The sequence below is a fragment of the Flavobacterium aquiphilum genome, assembly GCF_027111335.1.
GTDB classification, from domain to species: Bacteria; Bacteroidota; Bacteroidia; order Flavobacteriales; family Flavobacteriaceae; genus Flavobacterium; species Flavobacterium aquiphilum.
Map to the genome: position 1 here is coordinate 2,050,493 of NZ_CP114288.1, position 18,155 is coordinate 2,068,647.

The window sequence follows — 18,155 nt, forward strand, 5'->3', positions numbered from 1 at the left end:
ATATACTATCCTGTACTATGATGTTAAAAAAAAATGTAAAATGTAAAAAAAGTGAATAAAAAATTTCAGATTTTAAATTAAATCAGGAAAGAGCAGGATGGAATAAATTTTAAAAAGGCTCAAATTGCATGACATCTTTAAACCGATTGCTCCATGAGATATTTTTTTGTTTTTTGCCTACTGGCCACTTCAGTACCTCTTTGGTGTTGTAGCGTAAAAAACAGCCCAACAACTGAAAAAACTGTCCTTAAAAATAATCCAGACCTTCCTTCATGGGTAAATAAAGTTGGAGCAAAATCATTTTTATTAAAAAAGAAAGTTTATTATGTGAATGATTTTGGTGCAGTAGCCGATGGGAAAACCATGAATACGACTGCTATCCAAAAAACAATTGATTTTTGTTCCAAAAATGGAGGAGGTATCGTAGCTTTCAAAAAAGGAATTTACCTAACAGGTTCTATATTTATAAAGACAGGAATTCATTTTAGAGTTGACAAAGAGGTAGAAATTCGAGGGAGTCAGGACATTAAAGATTATAAGCAAATCGATACCCGAGTGGCAGGAATTGAAATGAAATGGCCAGCCGCTTTAATTAATGTTCAAAAGCAGGAAAATGTCATTATTGATGGCGAAGGAATTATCAACGGACAGGGAAAAGTGTTTTGGGATTACTATTGGAACCTTCGAAAAGAGTATGAACCTAAAGGATTGCGCTGGATTGTCGATTATGACGCGCAACGCCCGAGAACCATTTTAATTTCTGATTCAAAAAATATTTTTCTAAAAGGGGTTCAAATCCAACAAGCGGGTTTTTGGACGGTACAGGTGTTGTATTCAGAATATGTAACAGTAGATGGAATTACCATCCGAAACAATATTGGTGGACACGGACCAAGTACTGATGGAATTGATATTGATTCGTCCAAATGGATATTGGTGCAAAATTGTGACATCGATTGTAATGATGATAATTTTTGTCTGAAGGCAGGAAGAGACTGGGATGGGCTTCGTGTCAACAGACCAACAGAATATGTGGTTATCAGGGATTGTATCGCTTTGAAAGGAGCTGGATTATTGACTTTAGGAAGCGAAACATCAGGAGGGATTCGTCATGTTTATGCTTCAAATATTACAGGAAACGGAACAAAAAACGGTTTGAATATAAAGTCAGCTTCCAATAGAGGCGGAACCGTCGAAGATGTTCTGATGGAAAACATCCAGATGGAAAATATAAACACCTTTTTACAGGTGTCAATGAACTGGAATCCGAGTTATAGTTACTCCAAACTTCCTGAAGGTTATACTGAAGAAACTTTGCCCGAACATTGGAAAAAAATGTTGGCTAAAGTGGATCCACCATCAAAAGGGATTCCGTATTTTAAAAATATTACACTGAAAAACATTCATGTAAAGAAAATAGAAACTGCTATTAATGTTGAGGGAATGAAGGAATCGATGATCGAAAACATCACATTGGACAATGTTCATATTGAAGCAGAGAAAGCCGGGAAAATTTCATACAGTTCCAATTGGACATTAAAAAATGTTTCCATCAAAACCAATGATGGTTCGAAAGCAACAATAAAAAACTCAACTAACGTAATTTTTCCAGAATCCTTATGGGAACTAAAATAATCAAAATCCAATTCCTTTTTCTTGTTTGTTTGCTTACTTCAATGGCAATTGGACAGGAAGTAACTTCTAAACAGAATGTTTCCCGCAAAATACATTATACCCCTGATGGTGAAAGTTTTGTCCTGAAAAATGGAACCCGAAAATTCAATCGCGCCTTATATGGTTCAAATACCGGTTTTAGGGTAGAAGCAGGAGATTTGCCTGAATTTGCCATGTATATGCCCGGAATGGGAGGTAATTTTAAATTAGGTTTATCCAATGGAAAAGAAAGCAAATGGATTACTGAGGCTGCAAAAATCGATACCCGATATGTATTGGGAACAATGCGTTATAAAATTGAAGACCCAATTTTAGAAAAAGGGGAACTGTTTATTGAACTTGTTGCTTTAAAAGAAAAAGAAGGTTTTGTTTTGAAAGTTTACGGCAATAATCTACCAAATAATGCAACATTGATTTGGGCTTACGGAGGTGCAACAGGTAAAAAGTTCAGCAGGGACGGAGACATTGGTGCCGACCCGGAATCTGTTTTTTACTTGCAGCCTGATTATTGTGTTGGCAATAAATACATGGTTAAGAAACAATCTTTTACCTTAGATTATGGCTCCGAAGTTAATAAACAGAAAACGGGAAACAACAAACGTATTTTTGGTTTCTTCCCCGAATCGCAAGCGCATTTGGTCAACCCAAAAAAACAAAAAAATCCATCGGAGCTCTATGATTCTTTTCCTGAACCATTGGCAGTTGTTGCAGGAAAAATAAATGCTGTTTCTCCAACAGGAATGTATTGGCTTTTGACAACCGAGGAAAAAATTACTGACGGTTCACAAAAGGCTTTGGAAAACCTATTTCAAAAATCAGTTCAGGAAACACAGGCTTTGGCCAATAGGGTTAAAGTTTCAACTCCTGATCCTTATATCAATACGCTTGGTTCGGCACTTTCCCTCGCTGCTGACGGGATTTGGGAAAGTCCTGCCTATCTTCATGGTGCAGTGGCGTGGCGAATGTATTTGAATGCCTGGAGAGGAGCCTACGTCGCCGATCCTTTGGGCTGGCACGACAGAGCAAAAACGCATTTTACAAGTTACAGCCATTCGCAGGTGACAGAACCCGCAAGCGGTCCGGTTGTATTTGATGCCGAAAGAAATTTGGCACGACAAAAAGAAGAAATGGGAACTTCAATGTTTAGCAGTGGCTACATTAGCAGAAATCCTGACAAGAATACAGTTGCTCATCATTACGACATGAATTTGGTTTTTTTCGACCAAATGTTGCGTCATTTTAAATGGACGGGCGACACCGAATTTATGAAAGAAATGTGGCCGGTAATTGGAAGGCATCTCAACTGGGAGAAAAGAAATTTTGATGTCGATGATGACGGACTTTATGATGCTTATGCCACAATTTGGGCAAGCGATGCCTTGCAATACAGCGGTGGCGGCGTGATTCATTCATCAGCGTATAATTATTATGCTAACAAATTGGTTGGCGAAATAGCCGGAAAGTTGCAACAAGATGCGCTTCCTTATCAGAAAGAATCGGATAAGATTTTGAAAGCGGTGAATAGCAAACTTTGGATTCCGAAAAAAGGAATTTTTGCCGAGTACAAGGATATGCTTGGAAATCAATTGTTACATGACTCACCGGGAATCTGGAGTATTTATCATACTATTGATTCGGAATTATCAAATCCTTTCGAAAGCTATCAAATGCTTCAGTATGTTGATAAACAAATTCCGCATATCCCAATTTCAGTTGATGGATTGGACAAAAAGGATTTGTATATGATTAGTACAACCAATTGGCAGCCTTATACTTGGTCAATAAATAATGTGGCATTGGCGGAGCAATTGCACACTTCTTTGGCTTTTTGGCAAGGCGGACGCTCTGAAACAGCATACAATATGTGGGAAAGCGCATTAATCGAGAGTATGTATTTAGGAGCTTCTCCCGGAGGATTCGAGCAATTGACATTTCAGGACGCGATGAGAGGGGAACTCTATCGTGATTTTGCCGACCCAATCGGGATGGCGGCGCGAACATTGGTCGAAGGACTTTTTGGAATTCAGCCCGACGCTTTGAAAGGAATTTTAACTATTCAACCTGGTTTTCCTGCAAAATGGGATAATGCCGCGCTGACAATTCCTGATATTTCCTATTCTTTCAAAAGAGAAAACAATAACGATGTTTATCATATCGAAAATCGTTTTTCTAAAAATATGTCTTTGAAATTTACGGTCAATATTCCGTTTGAAAAAATAAAAAGTGTTACTGTAAATGGAGTAAACACAGCTTGGACTGTTTCGTCAGAAAGCATTGGAAGCCCTCAATTGACGGTTCAGGTTCCGTACAATGCGACCAATGATATTGTGATTTCCTGGGATGGAAACGCTTTGGAGCAAATAGCTGTTGCAAATGATTATGCTTCAGGGGATTTTTTGGAGATAAACACAAAAAATGCTTCAATTTTGAAGGTTTATGACCCGCAGTCTTCTTTGGATAACATTTTGAAAACGGATAAAACGCTAAAAGCAAATGTAAAAGGCAATGCCAATAAATGCTTTTTTGTTCAACTAAAACAAGGCGATTTGTCTTGGTGGAGCCCAATTGAATTTGTGGTAAAACCAAAAATGGAATCACAAATTGTCGCGTTTAAAAATGACAATCTGGAAGTTTCCCTGAAAAACAATGCTGAAAAAAGCGTTGATGGAAAATTGATTTTTGGCGCTTCCGCAAAAGACAAACAGCAAATCAATTTGAATAAAAACGAAGAAAAAACAATTCAGATTCCGTTGCAAGATTTGGTTCCGGGAACGAATAGTTTTACTCTGAAAACAGCTACCGACTCGGTGCAGAAAATTGCCGTAACCAATTGGGATATTCCTCTTGGAAAAGAAAAACGTTTAGAAACCGTTTCGCTTTCTTCACTTTTTAATGCCAAAGTCACAGATGTTTTCAATAACGAATATTTGTCACCAAGGCCAAAAGTGCCAACTTTGCAACTTCCGAAACAAGGAATAGGAAACTGGTGTTATCCTAATTTATCGGTTTCTATCGATGATAAAGGATTGCGTGAAAAAGCCAAAACAAATGGACAAATTACAACTCCCGAAGGAATTATTTTTCAAACTCCTTCTGATGTAAATCAAAAAAATATTGTCTTTACTTCATTGTGGGATAATTATCCAAAGAGCGTAGATGTTCCGTTGCAAGGCAAAGCATCGCATCTGTATTTGATGGTTGCAGGCACAACAAATCCAATGCAAAGCCGAATTGTAAATGGTGAAATTAAGGTGAATTATACCGATGGAACTTCAGCCGTTCTATTGTTGAAAAACCCTGAAAATTGGTGGCCAATCGAGCAAGATTATTTTACGGATGGCTTGGCATTTACAACCGATGCTCCTAAACCAATCAGAGTATATCTGAAATCGGGAGAGATTTCCAGAACATTTAAAGATTTTATTACGATAAAAGGACTGACGAATTACGGAATTGATGGTGGAGCAGCTACGATTTTGGATTTACCATTGGATAAAAACAAAAAATTGAAAAACCTCACTTTAAAAGCAATTGCCAACGATGTGGTTATTGGATTGATGAGTGCGACTTTGGTCAGATAAGAAACAATATCAATATCAATGACAATGTCAATCTAGATCTAAATGTTTTTGATTTAATATTAAACTTTTAAACGCTTAAACTATCTTAAAACTTAAATAATTTAAAATTAACCCGCCAAATAACTATGAAAAAATTATTATCAGTTTTCGTTTTGCTGCTTTCTGTCACGACGATAGCCCAGCAAAAAATAGACAGAAAAGCTTTAGTAAGCAGACACAATGTTCAAAACACAGCATTAGACACTTTAGCGTCTTTGACTGTTGGGAACGGTACTTTTGCATTTACAGTTGATGCTACAGGATTGCAAACTTTTCCAGAAAAATATGCTAAAGGAATTCCTTTGGGAACCGAGTCAGAATGGGGTTGGGACAGTTATAAAAATACTTCCGGCTACAAATTTTCAGAGACCTTAAAAAAATACAAACAGTACGGACGAGATGTTACTTACAGCGTTCAGGAAAAAGGAGCGCCAAGAAATAACGAGGCCGTGAATTGGTTCAGACAAAATCCGCATTTGCTTCAATTGGGGAATTTAGGTTTTGAAATTACCAAGAAAGACGGAAGTCTGGCAAAACCTGAGGATATCAAATCGATTTCTCAAACCCTGAATTTATGGACAGGCGAAATAGAAAGCCGTTTTGAAGTGGACGGAATTCCGGTAACGGTGTTAACGGCTTCTCATCAGGAAAAAGATGCGATTGGAGTTCGTGTAAAATCGGAATTATTGAAACAAAACCGAATCAAAGTACGTTTGAGAATTCCGTTCCCAACAGGAGATTGGGCTGATATGGGAATCAAATGGGACGGAACTCAAGGATACAAAAGTACGCTTGCGCAAAAATCAAAAACCGAGGCTGTTATCACTCATCCAATGGACAGTATTTCGTATGATGTTCACTTGAAATGGAATGGAAATGGTCAGGTGAAAAAGAAGGGAGACAATTATTTTGTTGTTGAACCAGCTGGCACAGATACGTTTGAGTTAAGTTGTCTTTTTGGACTTACAACTAAAAAGTCTGTTGCGATTCCTTCATTTTTAGACATAGAAAACAGCAGTATTGCAGGATGGAAACATTTTTGGGAAAGCGGTGCAGCTGTTGATTTCTCAGGAAGTACAGATCCTAGAGCCAATGAATTGGAGCGAAGAGTAATTCTTTCGCAATACCTTACTAAAGTGCAGTGTACCGGAAAAGTTCCGCCACAGGAAACCGGTTTGACTTATAACAGTTGGTTTGGGAAACCGCATTTAGAAATGCATTGGTGGCACGGTGTTCATTTTGCACTTTGGAACCGACCAGAATTATTGGAAAAAAGTTTGCCTTGGTACCAAAAAGTGTTTGACAAAGCAAAGAAATTAGCTAATAGACAAGGTTTTGAAGGGGCAAGATGGCAAAAAATGACCGATCCGGACGGGAATGAAAGTCCATCATCTATTGGGGCATTCCTTATTTGGCAACAACCGCATTTTATTACCTATGCCGATTTGATGTACAGAGCAAAACCAACGGAAGCTACTTTAAAATTATACAGTGAGCGTGTTTTTGAAACGGCCAATTTTATGGCTTCGTTTGCCAATTATGACAGCAAAAATGACCGTTATGTATTAGGACCAGGTGTTATACCAGCTCAGGAACGTTTCAAAGCAATGGAAACTTTCAATCCAACTTATGAATTGGCCTATTGGAATTGGGCTTTGAAAACCGCTATTTTCTGGAAAAAGAAAATGAATCAGGAAGTGCCTAAAAAATGGGAAGATGTTTTGGCAAAATTGTCTAAACTTCCTGTGCAAAACGATGTTTATCTGGCTACAGAAAGTGCAACCGATTCATATACCAATCCAGAATTCAAAACCGATCATCCTTCTGTATTGGGAACTTTTGGGATGCTTCCTGAGACTTCGCTTTTGGATAAAAAAATCATGAAAAATACATTTGATTTGGTTTGGAAAACTTGGTCTTGGGATAAAACCTGGGGTTGGGATTTCCCGATGACTGCCATGAGTGCCGCACGTTTGGGAATGCCAGACAAAGCCATAGATGCCTTGTTTATGAATATTAAAACGAATACCTATTTGAAAAACGGGCACAATTATCAGGCAGAAAGATTGACTTTATATTTACCTGGTAATGGAGGAGTTTTGACCGCTGTTGCGATGATGTGCGCAGGTTGGGACGGTACCACTGAGGAGAATCCTGGTTTCCCAAAAGATGGTACTTGGAAAGTGAAAAGTGAAGGATTCAAAAAGATGTTTTAGGAAGCCGAATTCGATTATTATTTTTTGGAGCAGAACATTTGATTTTCTTTCAAGTTTTCTCCCGCTGTCCGCTGTATTCCCGATTTAGAAAAACTACGGCTAAAAAGCCTTGTTTTTCTAAATCGGGAGATGCCGCTTCCATCGGGGCTAACGAGAGATATTCTGCTTTTTTAGCGTTTGCAAAAAGTTGAAAAATCAATAATCATTTTAGCAATAAATTGTTTTCATAGCAGTCACTCGCGGCACGCCCAAAAAGATAAACTAACCTTTTAAACCATAAATTGATTATGAATACATTTTTGAATAGAAGCGGGATATTATTCCTCTTGCTTCATTTGTCGAGCTCGCTGTTGTTTGGGCAGAGGCAGATGGAAACTCTGGATCGTGGTGTTATTGCTGTTAAGGAAAAGGGATATTTTTTTGTTGGATGGAGAGTTTTTGGGACCGATCCGGATCAATTGGCTTTTAATTTATATCGAAAAAGCGGGAATGATAAAGCGGTGAAAGTAAATGATGCACCTATTATCGGAGCTACCAATTTTATTGATGAAAAAGCCAAAGCCAATGAAAGCAATACCTGGTTTGTGAAATCTGTATTGAAAGGAATTGAAAAAGAAGAAGCAGGGAGTTTTACGATTGCAGCAGATAGTCCGGATAAAGAATATTTGTCTATTCCGATTAAGGAAATAGTTGGGTATATTCCGAATGATGTTTCTACCGGAGATTTGAATGGCGACGGAAAATATGATTTGGTGGTGCACATGGCAGGAAAAACAGCGGATAATTCTTTTAAAGGAATTACAGATTCACCTATTTTTCAAGCGTATTCTTTGGACGGCACTTTTTTGTGGGAAATAAATTTGGGTAAAAATATTAGAGATGGAGCGCATTATACGCAATTTATGGTGTATGATTTGGATGGTGATGGTATTGCCGAATTTGTTTGTAAAACTGCTGACGGAACAACGGATAGTAAGGGTACAGTAGTTGGGGACGGCTCAAAAGATTGGAGGGATTTGAATTCCAGTTCGCCAACTTTTGGTAAAATTATACAAGGACCAGAATATCTTTCTGTTTTTGACGGTAAAACTGGAAAATTGATTACGACAGTTGATTACATTCCTGAGCGAGGCAATATTGGTGCTTGGGGCGGAAGAGGAGGTAACGGGAAAAATGATGCTTCAGGAAATAGAGTAGATCGTTTTAATGCCTGTATCGCTTATTTGGACGGAGTGCATCCTAGTGTTGTAATGTGTCGTGGGTATTACGGCAGGACTGTTTTGGCAGCTTGGGATTTTAAGGATAAGAAACTCACTTCCCGTTGGGTATTTGACAGTAAAGATGGTGAAAATCCGTTTTCGGGAATGGGAAATCATGGGCTTTCGGTTGCTGACGTAGATAGCGACGGAAAAGATGAAATAGTTTATGGTTCGATGTGTGTGGATGATAATGGCAAAGGTTTATACACAACGGGATTTAGACACGGAGATGCTTTGCACGTTTCGGATTTAGTTCCAGAGGTACCAGGATTGGAAGTATTTGGAGTACATGAAATCGAAGAAGGAACTAAAGGCCCAGGAGCTGTTTTGTTTTCAGCGGCGACAGGAAAAGTTTTGTTTAGAGCTATGGAAGATGAAGATGTAGGGCGTGGTGTTGCCGATAATATTGACCCGACAAGAGTTGGGGCACAATTTTGGTGGTCTGGTTCTCCAGACTTGCATGACAGCACGGGAGCGGCTATTGGTAAAGCCCCAAGCTCGACTAACTTTTTGATTTATTGGGATGGGGATACTTCGCGAGAATTGCTCAATTCGAATTATATTGATAAATATGGAAGTGGAAGGCTCTTTACGGCTACCGGGGCAGCATCAAATAATGGAACTAAATCAACTCCGGCATTATCGGCTGATATTCTCGGAGATTGGAGAGAGGAATTGATCCTAAGAAGCTCGGATAATAAGGAATTGCGAATTTATTCTACAACAATACCCACGACGGTGAGGCAATATACTTTGATGCATGATCCGCAATATCGTTTAAGCATTGCCTGGCAAAACATTGGTTATAATCAGCCTCCGCATACAGGTTTTTACATGGGGAATGGAATGAAGCCAGCTCCTCAACCTAATATTGTACTGGTTCCGCTGAAGAAGTAGGTAAGTTACTAAGTTGCTAAGATTCTATGAGGCTTAGCAACTTAGAATCTTAGTAACTTAAAAACTTTTAAATAGAATTTCTGTCTATAAAATTGAAAGGGACTTTTACTTGTCCTTTTTCTTTGTTAAGAATCATGTGGGCGGCAGTTTCTCCCATCACATTAAAATCGGTTGAGACGACGGTGATTCCCAAAAGTTCTTTTAATGGAGTGTCATTGTAAGAGATAATTCCGATATCTTCCCCTAAAACAAGCTTTTTATCCCTGACTTGTTTGACTAAGCTAACCAAATCGGATTCTTCAATAGTAATAAATAAATCACCCTTTCTCAAGATTATATCTTCGTAAACTTCATTTAGAATCTCAAAGTTTATTTCGTGTTCGATACAAAACTTTTTAAATCCATGTAAAATTCGTCTGGGATAAGGATATACCGCTTTTTCTGGATAAACAAGGATCAGTTTTTCGTATTTAGCAATTTTATGAAGTCCTTGTTTCAAGGCATTGTAAATGTCGTTTTCAAAATCCTGATAAATGGTGATAACTTCACCTTCAATCCCAATTTTTGTATTATCCATTATGATAAGTTTTTCTTTTGGGATCTTTCGGATAGCTTTTACAACATTGTCGGTGTAACTTATATGTTTTAGGTCTTCTGATTTGAAATGTGTGGTTATTACATAATAATCATATGCTCCTTCAAATTTGTCCAATAAATTTAAAAATAAGCTTTCGTCACAGTGATAGATATGTAAATCTGTATGTGCATTCGCTCCCAAAGTATTTATAAAAGCACTATATGTTTTCATTTTATACGAACTCAATTTATTGAATAAGAATAAAACATTTACTTTGGATTCCAGTTTTGTACGGGTAATGTAATAGCCTTTACCTCTGATTGAAGAAATTATTTTTCGCTCTTTAAGGATGCTGTACGCTTTTTCAACAGTATCCCTTGAGATGTAAAACTCTTCGCTAAAGCTATTTATTGATGGAATTTTTTGATTGATTTTTAAATTACCATTGCTGATGTTGTACAGAATAGAATCTACAATTTGCTTGTATTTAGGAACCCTGGAGTCATCATCTATTTTAATTAATTTAATCAAATTCATATTTTCGGAATTATACTCACTATATTAATGTGTAATCTTTATTGTAAATCCAAATTGAATATAAAATGGTTAATCTAATGAGTAGTTAATCTTTTTAATAAAAAAGTATTGGTTCGATCAAGTAAGTTTCTACGTTTTGTACTCTTTTTTTTATATAATGAAAAAGATCGTAAAAAAGACGAAATCGTTTGCTAATAGATTGCTAAAATAAAGATTTTAAATTTATTTTTTCATTAAAATTTGATACTTCTTTCGATATTTTTCTAAGATTAAGATAAATCTTAATTCAGAAAAGGACAGTACAGGATAGTTTTCTTTTCTACTTTCTATTATTTTACAAAGCTGATTAACTATTAAACTAACCTAAAAATTAAATAACTAAATGGAATCATTACTGGGAATTATTTTTCACTCTATAGGAGGGTTTTCCTCAGGGAGTTTTTATATGCCTTTCAAGAAAGTGAAAGATTGGGCATGGGAAAGCTATTGGCTGGTAGGAGGTTTTTTCTCCTGGCTAATTGTACCTCCTTTGGCGGCTTATTTGACCATACCAAATTTTCCGGAAATAATTAGCGCTTCTTCATCTACAATAAAAACTGTTGTTTATTTAATGGGGCTCATCTGGGGTATTGGAGGTTTGACTTATGGATTGGGAGTTCGTTACTTGGGAATGTCATTAGGAAATTCAATCGTTTTAGGATTCTGTTCTACTTTTGGTGCTTTGGTACCTTCTATTTACTATAATTTTTATCCAACCGAAGGTAAAGTTTCCTTTACCGATATGCTTGCTTCTACAGGTGGGCGACTTGTATTGGTAGGTGTTTTGGTTTGTGTTATTGGAATAGCCTTTTCAGGAAGAGCAGGGATTTTAAAAGAAAAGGATTTTGGAATTGAAGATGGTAATAACGAGCAAGAATTCAGTTTGGTAAAAGGGCTTATTATTGCCGTTGTGTCTGGTATTTTGAGTTCGTTTTTCAATTTTGGAATCGAAGCTGGAAAACCAATGGCTGAAGCTGCAATTGTTCAAGGATGTAATCCATTGTTTCAAAATAATGTTACTTATATAGTAGTACTTTGGGGAGGATTAACTACCAATTTTATATGGTGTATGTACCTTAATTTTAGAAATAAAACTTTCAAGGATTATACAAATACCAATACTCCAATTGCTAAGAATGTTATGTTTTCTGCCATTGCGGGAACGATGTGGTTCTTGCAGTTTTTCTTCTATGGAATGGGAGAAAGTAAATTGGGTAACGGAGCAAGTTCATGGATTTTACATATGTCAACTATCATTCTAACTGCCAATTTCTGGGGCTTTTATTTGAAAGAATGGACAGGAGTTTCCAAAAAAACATTCAGTACTTTCCTTTTGGGAATAGGCTTGATTATGTTGTCGATAGTATTGGTTGGGATTGGAAATTCCTTATAATAAAATTTAGAAAATATTAAAATAGCACGATCTGTCCCCCTCTCCTTTGCTTCGCCAGTTCGCTGCCGCTCGTGTGGAGAGGGTTGGGGAGAGGAAAAACAAAAAAAACAAAAAAAACGATGTCAAATAGTAACACAGAAAAAATGACTTTTCAACATGTAAGCTACCTTTGGGATGAAGCCAAAGCACAGGAGTTGGCCGGAGATGAAGTAGCTCTTTTTATTTATCGCTCGAATTTATTGGGAGCCGATTTGCGATTAACAAATTACGGTGGAGGTAACACCTCTGTAAAAATAATAGACAAGGATCCTTTGACAGGAGCCGATTCAGAAGTAATGTGGATCAAAGGTTCGGGTGGGGACATCGGGACGTTGACCAAATCAGGTTGTGCAGCTTTGTATTTAGAGAGATTGCGCAATTTGGAAAACGTGTACAGAGGGATAGAATTTGAAGACGAAATGGTGGAATTGTTCAACCACTGTATTTTTGATTTGGCTTCCAAAGCACCATCGATCGACACACCTTTACACGGTTTTTTGCCATTTAAACATATTGACCACCTACACCCGGATGCGGCTATCGCGATTGCTGCGGCCAAAGACGGAAAAAAAATCACCGAAGAATTATTTAACGGTGAAATTGGTTGGGTAGGCTGGCAACGTCCAGGTTTTGACTTGGGGCTTCAACTAAGAAGCTGTTTGGAAGAAGCCGCTAAAAACGGAAAAAAATTAAGAGGTATCATGTTAGGGTCTCACGGTTTGTTTACCTGGGGAGACACTGCTTACGAAAGTTATATCAACACGCTTGAGGTAATCGAGAAATGTGCCGAATACTTGGAAAGTAATTACGGACAAAAACGCCCTGTTTTTGGAGGAAAGAAAATTGACAGCCTTCCTGAAGCAGACCGCAAATTGCAAGCTGCGAAAGTGGCTCCAATCTTGAGAGGTTTTTGTTCTTCAGAGCGTCAAATGATCGGTCATTATACCGATGACGCAAGAGTTTTGGAATTTATCAATTCTAATGATTTGACTAAATTGGCGCCATTGGGAACTTCTTGTCCGGACCACTTCTTGCGTACCAAAATCAGTCCGCTAGTGTTGGAGTTGGATCCAAACGAAGATGTATCGGATGTTGCTGCGGTTAAAGCCAAATTGGCTCCAGCCTTCGAAGCTTACCGAGCCATGTATAAAGATTATTATAATACCTGCAAAAAATCAAACTCACCAGCCATGCGTGACCCAAACCCAGTGGTTATTTTATACCCTGGAGTAGGAATGTTTACGTTTGCCAAAGACAAAACCATGGCACGCTTGGCATCGGAATACTATATCAATGCAGTGAACGTAATGAAAGGGGCTGAGGCTGTTTCAGAATATACTTCATTGCCACACCAAGAAGCTTTCGATATCGAATATTGGTTGTTGGAAGAAGCCAAATTGCAACGTATGCCAAAACCAAAATCCTTGTCGGGAAGAGTAGCCTTGATTACCGGTTCGGCAGGAGGAATTGGTAAGGCAATTGCCAAAAAGTTTGCCCAAGAGGGAGCTTGTGTGGTGATCAACGATATCAACGAAGAGCGTTTGCAAGGAGCAACAGCCGAGTTTGTAAAAATGTTCGGAAAAGATGCTGTTTCAAGCACATTGTTGAACGTAACAGACACTGAAAGCACTGAAAAAGCATTGGACGAAGCTTGTCTTGCTTTTGGTGGAGCCGATATCATCGTGAACAACGCGGGAATCAGTATCTCCAAATCAATCGCAGACCATACTTTGGAAGAATGGGACAGATTGTATGATATCTTGGTAAAAGGACAATTTATTGTTTCTAAAGCGGGAATCGAAATAATGCGTAAACAAGGATTTGGTGGTGACATCGTAAACATCGTGTCTAAAAACGCGGTGGTTGCAGGACCAAACAACCCTGGTTACGGATCGGCCAAAGCAGCTCAGGCACACTTGACGCGCTTAATGGCAGCAGAACTAGGAGCGGACAAAATCCGTGTGAACACGGTAAACCCAGATGCGGTAATCTCGGATTCGAATATTTGGTCTGGAGGTTGGGCAGAAGGACGTGCCAAAGCGTATGGTATTACAGTTGCGGAATTGCCTGCCTACTACGCAAAACGCACCTTATTGAACGAAATTATATTGCCAGATGACATTGCAAACGCTTGTTTCGCATTCGTTGGTGGTCTGTTGGGTAAATCGACAGGAAACGCACTGAATGTTGACGGCGGAGTGTCCATGGGCTTTTACAGATAGTTTAAATAATTTAGGTTTTGGTTAAACAAAGTGGTTTTTGTTTATCTAACGTCCGACAGTAATGTCGGGCGTTAGGTTTTTTTTAGAGCTAATAAAAGACCAAGATTTTTCTTAGGAGTAAGTTTCAAAATAGGCATATTTAACTAGAGGAAATTAAAAATGACTTATTTTTATATAAAAAAAAGAATAAATTAAAGTTTAGTTTATTCGAATAAGTTGAAGTGTAAAAATAGTAAGTTAACCAGGAGATTTTAAACTCCATAAAAAAATAATACCATGATAATAGGATCAAACAATATAGAATCTCATAATGAGAAGTTATTAAAGGCACATCAAAATAAATTGGTTTTTACTGCATCAGAAATTGCAGAATCAGAAGCCATTATTAAAAAATTAGTCGATTTTCAAATCGCAATTCCATCTTGGGCTTTAGGGACAGGAGGAACTAGATTTGGACGTTTTGCAGGAGGTGGTGAACCACGTTCTTTGGAAGAAAAAATTGAAGACGTAGGTTTGTTACACGCCTTAAATAATTCATCAGGAGCAATATCATTACACATTCCTTGGGATATCCCAACAGATGCAAATGCAATAAAAGCTTTGGCTGCTCAACATAATTTGAAATTTGATGCAGTTAACTCAAATACTTTTCAGGATCAGGCGAACCAAGCTCATTCATATAAATTCGGTTCATTGCAAAATGTAAGCAAAGCGGTTCGTAAACAAGCTGTTGCACACAATATTGAGGTTATTAAGCAAGGAATCGAATTGGGTTCTGAGTCTTTAACTGTATGGTTAGCTGATGGATCTTCTTTCCCTGGACAATTAAATTTCCGTAAAGCTTACCAAAACACGCTGGAAAGTTTGGAAGAAATTTACGAAGCTATGCCTTCTAACTGGAAATTATTTTTGGAGTACAAATGTGCTGAACCAAATTTCTATTCTACTACAGTTGCTGATTGGGGACAATCTTATTCTTATGTGAAAAAATTAGGTGATAGAGCTCAAACATTGGTTGATTTAGGACATCATTTGCCAAATGCTAACATTGAGCAAATCGTTTCTATATTATTGATGGAAGGAAAATTAGGTGGATTCCACTTTAATGATTCAAAATATGGTGATGATGATTTAACTGCCGGAGCTTTAAAACCATATCAATTATTCCTTATTTTCAATGAATTAGTTGAAGGTATGGATGCAAGAGGAATGAATCATGCCAAAGATTTGGGTTGGATGATTGATGCTTCTCACAATATTAAAGATCCGATGGAAGATCTATTGCAATCTGTTGAAGCAATTATGATTGCTTATGCTCAAGCACTTTCTGTGGACAGAAAAGCATTGGAAATTGCTCAGGAAGAAAATGACGTCGTAAAAGCACAAGAAATTTTACAAAATGCTTTCCGTACAGATGTTCGTGCTTTAGTAGCCGAAGCCCGTTTACGTGCAGGAGCAGCATTAAATCCGGTAGCATTGTACCGCAGTCTTGACGTTAGAGGGAATCTAATCGGTGAAAGAGGATTAAAAACTATGGCTACAGGCTTGTAAAAAATACTATAATGAATGTAGTCGCAATTTTTGATATTGGTAAAACCAACAAGAAAGTTTTTTTGTTCAACGAAAACTATAAAATTGTTTGGGAAAAATCAGTGAATTTTGAAGAAACGGTGGATGAAGACGGTTTTCCCTGCGAAAATATAGTGTTGCTAAAAAACTGGATGCTGGAACAATTATCAGAAATAAAAAATCTGACGAACTATGTCTTAAAAGCAGTCAATTTTAGTACTTATGGGGCTAGTTTTGTTTATGTAGATGACCAAGGAAATGCTTTGACGCCTCTATATAATTATTTGAAGGATTATCCCGAAGATCTAAAAGAGGAATTTTATAAAAAGTACAAAGGAAAACAAGAGTTTGCTCTGAAAACGGCTTCCCCGGTTTTGGGAAGCCTTAATTCGGGCATGCAAATTTATAGGCTGAAAGCAGAGAAACCTGATTTGTTTGAGAAAGTAAAATATTGTTTGCATTTGCCACAATATCTTAGCTCTATTTTGACGGGAGAGTTTTTTACAGATATTACAAGTGTTGGTTGTCATACAAATCTTTGGAATTTCAAAAAGATGAAGTATCACAAATGGCTTAAAAAAGAGCACATAATCGAAAAGATTCCGCCATTCCATTACGGCAAAGATACTATCAAAACAGCTGATGGGTTATTGGTAGGTGGCGGATTGCATGATAGTTCTTCAGCCATTATTCCTTATACTGCAAACTTTACAGAACCTTTTGTTTTGTTGTCAACGGGAACCTGGAGTATTTCGTTAAACCCTTTCAATAATAAAGAATTAACGTTTGATGAATTAGAGGCTGATTGTTTGTGTTATCTGCAATACATTGAAAAACCGGTAAAAGCAGCTCGTTTATTTTCTGGGAATGTACATGAGGTACAAACCAAAAGACTGGCTGAACACTTTAATGTCCCTTTGGATACTTACAAAGAAGTGTATTACGATAAAAAAATTGCCGCAAACTTAAGAGCAATTAACTATTCAATCGTTTTTTCAAAAAAGGCAAGCTCAGGAATATTAAAAGAATGTGCTTTTGGAATAAGAAATCTTTCCGATTTCAAAACTTATGAAATTGCTTATCACCAATTGATGCTTGATTTGGTTGAACAACAGGTTTCTTCAACGAATTTGATAATTCATAATAGTCCTGTGAAAAAGATTTTTGTGGATGGTGGTTTTAGTAAAAATTCCCTTTTTATGAATTTGCTGGCAGAAGCTTATCCGGACATGGAAGTGTATGCTGCATCGATGGCTCAGGCGAGTGCTTTGGGCGCTGCGTTGGCAATTCATGATAGCTGGAATCCTAAGCCTATCCAAAATGATTTAATTGATTTGAAATTTTACAAACATTAAAATAGTATGCTAGTCGGACTTTTTATACCTTGTTATGTAAACCAATTTTATCCAAAAGTAGCAATTGCTACTTATGAATTATTACAAAAATTGGGATGTACAGTTGAGTTTCCGCTTGACCAAACCTGTTGCGGACAACCAATGGCCAATAGTGGTTATGAACATTTAACCAAAGGTTGTGATAAAAATTTTATTGACAATTTTTCTAAATACGATTATATAGTTTGCCCTTCTGGAAGTTGTGTGTTGCATGTAAAAGATCATTTACATGACGAAAACAGGGAAGAACTTGCCTCAAAAATGAGGAAAGGAGTCTATGAATTGACAGAGTTTATTACCGATGTTTTGAAAGTGGAAAGCATAGATGCGAAATTCCCATTTCGAGTTGGTATTCACCAAAGCTGTCATGGACAACGAGGTTTGAAACTTTCTCAAATGACCGAATTGAATGCGCCTTTTTTCTCTAAACCTGGACAGTTGTTAAGTAAAATCAAAGAGATTGATGTGGTTTCTTTGACCCGAAAAGACGAATGTTGCGGTTTTGGAGGAACTTTTTGTGTAACCGAAGAAGCCGTTTCAGTAAAGATGGGGCAAGACCGTGTGAAAGACCATGAACGACAAGGAGTGGACTATATAACTGGAGTTGATATGTCGTGTTTGATGCATTTGGATGGTATTTTGAAAAGGCAAAAAAGCCCAATAAAAACAATCCATATCGCTGAAATATTAAATTCGGCAGCAAATTAAATAGAAATATA

10 protein-coding genes are annotated in these 18,155 nt (G+C 37.4%); 9 read left to right on the forward strand and 1 reads right to left on the reverse strand.

Annotation, left to right across the window (positions count from 1 at the left end; translation table 11 throughout):
* Nucleotides 1–153: 153 nt before the first annotated feature.
* The 4 genes from OZP12_RS08670 to OZP12_RS08685 all read left to right on the forward strand — a co-directional run bounded on the left by OZP12_RS08670 (nucleotide 154) and on the right by OZP12_RS08685 (nucleotide 9,666).
* Complete coding sequence (locus OZP12_RS08670) at nucleotides 154–1,635, forward strand: glycoside hydrolase family 28 protein (RefSeq protein WP_281228672.1); 1,482 nt, start codon at nucleotides 154–156, stop codon at nucleotides 1,633–1,635.
* Nucleotides 1,620–5,255: a DUF4450 domain-containing protein gene (locus OZP12_RS08675; RefSeq protein WP_281228674.1), complete on the forward strand. Its 3,636-nt coding sequence runs from the start codon at nucleotides 1,620–1,622 to the stop codon at nucleotides 5,253–5,255. The genes OZP12_RS08670 and OZP12_RS08675 overlap by 16 nt, the downstream gene beginning before the upstream one ends.
* 125 nt (nucleotides 5,256–5,380) lie before the next feature.
* Nucleotides 5,381–7,510, forward strand: a complete 2,130-nt coding sequence (locus OZP12_RS08680; protein WP_281228676.1) for a hypothetical protein — start codon at nucleotides 5,381–5,383, stop codon at nucleotides 7,508–7,510.
* 287 nt (nucleotides 7,511–7,797) lie between these two features.
* A complete protein-coding gene (locus OZP12_RS08685) occupies nucleotides 7,798–9,666 on the forward strand; it encodes a rhamnogalacturonan lyase (RefSeq protein ID WP_281228677.1) in 1,869 nt (622 codons plus the stop codon).
* Between the two features lie 67 nt (nucleotides 9,667–9,733).
* Here the strand turns inward: OZP12_RS08685 and OZP12_RS08690 are convergent, their stop codons facing one another.
* The gene (locus tag OZP12_RS08690) at nucleotides 9,734–10,774 is read right to left on the reverse strand and encodes a GntR family transcriptional regulator (RefSeq protein ID WP_281229043.1); all 1,041 of its coding nucleotides are present in this window, start codon (nucleotides 10,772–10,774) and stop codon (nucleotides 9,734–9,736) included.
* A 388-nt stretch (nucleotides 10,775–11,162) separates the two neighbouring features.
* On the opposite strand from OZP12_RS08690, the gene rhaT reads away from it, so the two are divergent.
* The 5 genes from rhaT (at nucleotide 11,163) to OZP12_RS08715 (ending at nucleotide 18,144) form a co-directional block, all read left to right on the forward strand.
* Complete coding sequence (rhaT, locus tag OZP12_RS08695) at nucleotides 11,163–12,212, forward strand: L-rhamnose/proton symporter RhaT (RefSeq protein WP_281228679.1); 1,050 nt, start codon at nucleotides 11,163–11,165, stop codon at nucleotides 12,210–12,212.
* Between the two features lie 119 nt (nucleotides 12,213–12,331).
* Nucleotides 12,332–14,473, forward strand: coding sequence for a bifunctional aldolase/short-chain dehydrogenase (locus OZP12_RS08700; protein WP_281228681.1), 2,142 nt, complete (start codon nucleotides 12,332–12,334; stop codon nucleotides 14,471–14,473).
* Nucleotides 14,474–14,749: 276 nt separating this feature from the next.
* A complete protein-coding gene (locus tag OZP12_RS08705) occupies nucleotides 14,750–16,024 on the forward strand; it encodes a sugar isomerase (protein WP_281228682.1) in 1,275 nt (424 codons plus the stop codon).
* 11 nt (nucleotides 16,025–16,035) lie between these two features.
* A complete protein-coding gene (locus tag OZP12_RS08710; protein ID WP_281228683.1) occupies nucleotides 16,036–17,397 on the forward strand; it encodes an FGGY-family carbohydrate kinase in 1,362 nt (453 codons plus the stop codon).
* Between the two features lie 6 nt (nucleotides 17,398–17,403).
* Nucleotides 17,404–18,144 carry a (Fe-S)-binding protein gene (locus OZP12_RS08715; RefSeq protein WP_281228684.1) on the forward strand — a complete coding sequence of 247 codons (741 nt, stop codon included), beginning with the start codon at nucleotides 17,404–17,406 and terminating at the stop codon, nucleotides 18,142–18,144.
* Nucleotides 18,145–18,155 lie beyond the last annotated feature (11 nt).